At 44.1% G+C, this 4,589-nt stretch carries 4 protein-coding genes; all 4 read right to left on the bottom strand.

Annotation, left to right across the window (positions count from 1 at the left end; genetic code table 11):
• Positions 1–30: 30 nt before the first annotated feature.
• The 4 genes from ltrA to ACFO8Q_RS17170 all read right to left on the bottom strand — a co-directional run bounded on the left by ltrA (position 31) and on the right by ACFO8Q_RS17170 (position 4,516).
• Entirely contained in the window at positions 31–960 is a 930-nt protein-coding gene (gene ltrA / locus ACFO8Q_RS17185; protein ID WP_380027219.1) for a group II intron reverse transcriptase/maturase, read from the bottom strand.
• 595 nt (positions 961–1,555) lie between these two features.
• Complete coding sequence (locus ACFO8Q_RS17180; protein WP_380027217.1) at positions 1,556–2,023, bottom strand: hypothetical protein; 468 nt, start codon at positions 2,021–2,023, stop codon at positions 1,556–1,558.
• 205 nt (positions 2,024–2,228) lie between these two features.
• The gene (locus ACFO8Q_RS17175; protein WP_380027215.1) at positions 2,229–3,026 is read right to left on the bottom strand and encodes a C39 family peptidase; all 798 of its coding nucleotides are present in this window, start codon (positions 3,024–3,026) and stop codon (positions 2,229–2,231) included.
• Between the two features lie 86 nt (positions 3,027–3,112).
• Positions 3,113–4,516: a LysM peptidoglycan-binding domain-containing M23 family metallopeptidase gene (locus ACFO8Q_RS17170; RefSeq protein WP_380027213.1), complete on the bottom strand. Its 1,404-nt coding sequence runs from the start codon at positions 4,514–4,516 to the stop codon at positions 3,113–3,115.
• Positions 4,517–4,589: the final 73 nt, after the last annotated feature.

Genomic DNA, 4,589 nt, shown 5'->3' with positions numbered 1-4,589 from the left:
CATATAAAACGAAACTCTATGAAAATAGCTCTAAAATGAAGGTATGTCCAAATAAGCGGGGTTAATCCGCTTGGATTTCGACGCATTCATCTGGAGTTCCAGTTTTCCAAATACCGCTTTGAGGACATCTATTGCTTTTAGAGCTTGTTCCTTGGTTTTGCATAGAATGACGAGGTCATCCGCATAGCGGACAAGAGTTCCGACTTCCGCAAACTTCTTCTGCCAGATGCTGTCCAGATAGTTCAGGTAAATATTGGATAGCAACGGCGAAATGACTCCGCCCTGGGGACTTCCGAGTTCCGTTTCGTAAAACTGATCATCTTTTACGAATCCCGCCTTCAGCCACTTCCGAATCAGCTTCAGTATCCGTCTGTCGCTGATGCGCTGTTCAATCAGCTTCATCAGCTTGTCATGGCAGATATTATCGAAGTACCCTTGAATGTCAATATCGACTACCCAGTATATACCTTTCTTGACAGCGCGGCGAATATGCCGCAGTGCCTGATGTTGGCTGCGTCCGGGTCGAAACCCATACGAGAAGTCTTGAAAGTCTGCTTCAAATATAGGTTCAATCACCATCTTGGTCGCCATTTGCACCACGCGATCACGGATGGCAGGAATACCTAGCGGGCGAAATTTTCCTTCTCCCTTTGGTATCTCTTTCCGTCTCGCTGGCATCGGATGGTATTCTCCGTTTACGAGGTCACAGCCGATTTCGAATATAAATCGTCCTTCCCCGTATTCCTTCACAATGTGGTCGATGGTTACTCCATCCACCCCACCGCTTCCTCCATTAGCCTTGACTCGTCTCCATGCTTCCCAAAGGATATCCGGTCGGTGCACTTTGTCGTACAGCGCATGAAACCGCCGCTTCGGATTTTCCTTGGCCGCAGAGTATAGTGTTTTATAGAGTTGTTGAGCTTTTGCTTTGGTGTAGTTAGCAGGTTTCACTGCATTCACTCACTCTTACCTCCTCCAACACATGAACAAAGTGGGGTATTACGCGTGCGCCCTTCCCTCCACGAGGTTGTGTTGTCCTCGCTTCACAGGTACTATGGCCCCCTCCGACTCCCTTCCCGCAGCTCGCCACTTCACCTTTTGGGCTTATAGGTCCGCTCTTTACGGCTGTCGCCGTGCGAGGTAGGGTATCCCTAGTTCCAGATACAGCTTTCACAACATGCCGATCCCTTTACACCGGGGAGTTCTTCCGTGCTGCGTTCCAAGTTCTTCGCACGTTCCATGGTCTTCGCCCAATTTACCGGGGCTCGACACTCCCTTGTCCTTTTTAGGTCTTTTTTGACGATGCGGCAGGATTCACTTGATGTTACGGCCTGCTGTTTTGCTCGCTCTCCATGCAGGAGATACTTTGTCACAGGGCTTCAACCTTAGGATCTCTCCACCAGTTGCCTGTCAGCTACGAGGTGACTTGGCTCTTTCCTCGACCGGACTTGCACCGGATAGTTGTACCTAGCTTGGCTAGGCGCGCATAAACAAAAAATCCGGTTATTTCACCGGATTTTCAAAAAAGCGAGCTCTTCATCAATTGATGACGGAGTTACATAATCTTTAAACTGACGATCATCGTAACCCCCAAGATCAAAATGATAGTAATCATCATTAACGGCAATATCGAAGAATAGAGTTTGCTTGATTCTATATGAATCACAGCAGTTCCTTTAGAGATCATCTTTTTACTTATTCGATTGCTCTGAATCGTAAAGGTAATGATCGACAATATTAAAATTAATCCGCCGGCCTGTTCCATTAATTTTAACCAAAGCGGTTTGGTTTCACTTGTATATTCCATCTGCAAAGTCATCATAAATCCTGTTAGTAAGATGACCAAGGCACTCGGATTCATCACCCATTTAATCATCTTATTAATGATCTGTACAAATTTATTAGTCAGTTCTCCGAACCGCAGTATTTTGTTGATAAGAATTATCAAAATTGAAAGGGAAACCAAACTTCCAAGCCAGACAGCCAACCCGGTTATATGAAAGAAATAAAGAAATGAGAACATATCCAGTATCCCCCTATTTTTTATTCATAACCTGCTTCGAGATAAGATACTGTATTCATTATAGTTTTTAGATTAGAGAAATGCTGTGAACATTTTTAGAACGCATCAATGATTCCTTACATTTTTCATAGTGCTGATCCGGCTACAGTTCGAAGTTTTTGAATGATTCCTTTTTCATGAGATAAGATTTCGATTTACGTTCGTTTCATTTAAGAAGATCGCCTGTTTTCGCGCTGGAGACGTTCTCATCGAGATTCGTGACAGCTACCGTTACCGCTTGACGGCCCATTTCAATCCACCTCTTCTGAAACAATTCGCGAGGATAGCGGGTTGTGCCACCTGTTTCCGGATCGTTTACAATGACTTCGGTATGAGAATAGCCTATCAAAAGTACAGTATGTTGCGGTGCACGCCACTGGATCCGATTTCCCTTTTCATCATTCCAAGTTAGAGACACGTACGATTCGGCAAGATTTCGAGTGATCCAAACCATCACAGGTCTTCCTGAATTCACTGTCCATAAAATGTTTTCGAAAGAAGTTCCGGTTAGGTTGGTCGCAACATTTGGTAAATATTGATTTAAATATTCCATAACGGGTAAATGCAAAACCCCAAAACCGTTCCCTGTGAACGGGTCACCTACAAACCCCGCGTTCGGGTTGCCGCCGATATACTTTCCGTTTTGGTAAACTGGAACCTTTTCTTTAGGAATCGTTCTCGCCACTTCTTCTTTTGTAACTTGTATACCTGTCCAACCCAACAACATTGAGATGGTGGTCGCTTCGCAACCGGTTGGAAGTTCGGTATATTGAGACAGTGTTGGGACACCGGAAATTACTCGTCCTTCGCGGTTCGAATTTGTTCCGTTAGATCCCGCGTTGTTCCCTTGATTCAAGTTTGCTTGTGACACTGTCGCTTGTTTCGAGTAATAAAGCGTCACGGCGCTTACGCTCAAAAAAGAGGTGAGAACCGTTATACAGAGTGATACCCTCTTCAATTGCAAACAGCGTCACCTCTTCTTTAAATCATTTGCGATATAGAAATAACCTTCGGAGTCCCCGAGGGGATATATGCATATAAATTCCTTTTTTACATATATGGAGCTGGATTGACAATAGCCCCATTTACCCGAACCTCATAATGAAGATGTGGACCGGTAGAATTACCTGTTGATCCAACTCCTCCTATTACCGCTCCCTTGTTAACCTGTTGACCAACCGATACGTTAATCGAGGACAAATGGGCATATGTAGATACAACCCCATTTCCATGGCTGATCCGGATTGTTTTTCCATATCCGCCATCCCACCCGGCATAGATAACGGTTCCATTATTGGAGGCATAGATTGCATTGCCTGTCGGTGCTGCAATATCCAATGCATTATGAACCTGTGAACCACGCCTTTCACCAAATGGAGATGTAATCGCTCTTGAAGCAACCGGCCATACCCAATCCCCAGCCGCTATAGTTGGGTTCCTCTTGGTTCCACGTAAGACAACCTTATTCACTTTCTCCTTGGTTACCTGCTCCGAAATAACAACTTCGGAATCCACTTTCCCGTTCTTCTTGTGAATCTGAACCCGTTGCAATTTCTTCCCATCTTGTCCTTCATTTAGAACCCGCTGTTCCCTTAAATTTAAATTAGCGTCATCTCGGTATATAGTTTCAAATTTGTCCTGAACGGTTCGAGTAATCTCTTCAACGGTTTCGACCGTGATTAGAGGTTCAATCGAACTGATTGAAATTTCTTCTCCTTCATGTAAGTCATTTTCATCTGTGATTTTCGGATTTGCCGCTTTTAATTTTTCTACCGAAACTTTGTTCCGGGAGGCAATTGTCCATAGGGACTCTCCGCGTGATACCAAATACTTTTTGGGTTTCTCTTCCCCTTGCAAGAGCATAGCAACAGCCGAATCCACAGAGCGAATTTCGTCTCTCTTGACTAGAACATTCCGATAATCGATTTGTTCCCTGATTTTCACTTCTTTTACGGTGCTGCCGCCAGATGCGAATCTCGCTTTCACTGAATCAACCACCGCTTGGGCGGAAGCAATATCCCTCACAACAACCGCTTGGCGATCGTTTGAAAAAATTGCAACGGCTTGTACCTTAGGATGCATTGATTCGTTTATTGCAATCAATATGGCTGCTTCAGGAGTTTCACCGTTCAATCGTTGATGGACAGGAACAAACGATACTTTAGCGGACATTTTTCCATCCAGAGAAGAAACTTTGTCGATTACAAATTTGGTATCTTTCACAAGCCCCACATATCGTCCGTCAATATAGACCTTGTAGTAAAGCCCAGTGTTCTCAATTGATTCCTGAATTTTTAACCCGCCGAATGTCGTAAATGTCAACAAAACAGCGACAGCAATAGATTTCCGAACAGTAAATGTTTTGCTGATCTGCTGTTTGATAGTAGTTACTAACGACTCTTTATCTTTCGAAGTTTGAATGACTGTTTCGTGCTTAGAACCTAACCCTTTCATGTCTCCTCCCTCAATAAATTAATGTTTTCTTCGTTTTTCTCGCTCTATCACACTATTTCACTTTTGACGCACG

It is taken from the genome of Effusibacillus consociatus, assembly GCF_042652925.1.
Classification (GTDB): domain Bacteria; phylum Bacillota; class Bacilli; order Tumebacillales; family Effusibacillaceae; genus Effusibacillus; species Effusibacillus consociatus.
Note: the sequence above shows the minus strand (reverse complement) of the source record. Positions and strands in the feature narration are given on the sequence as shown.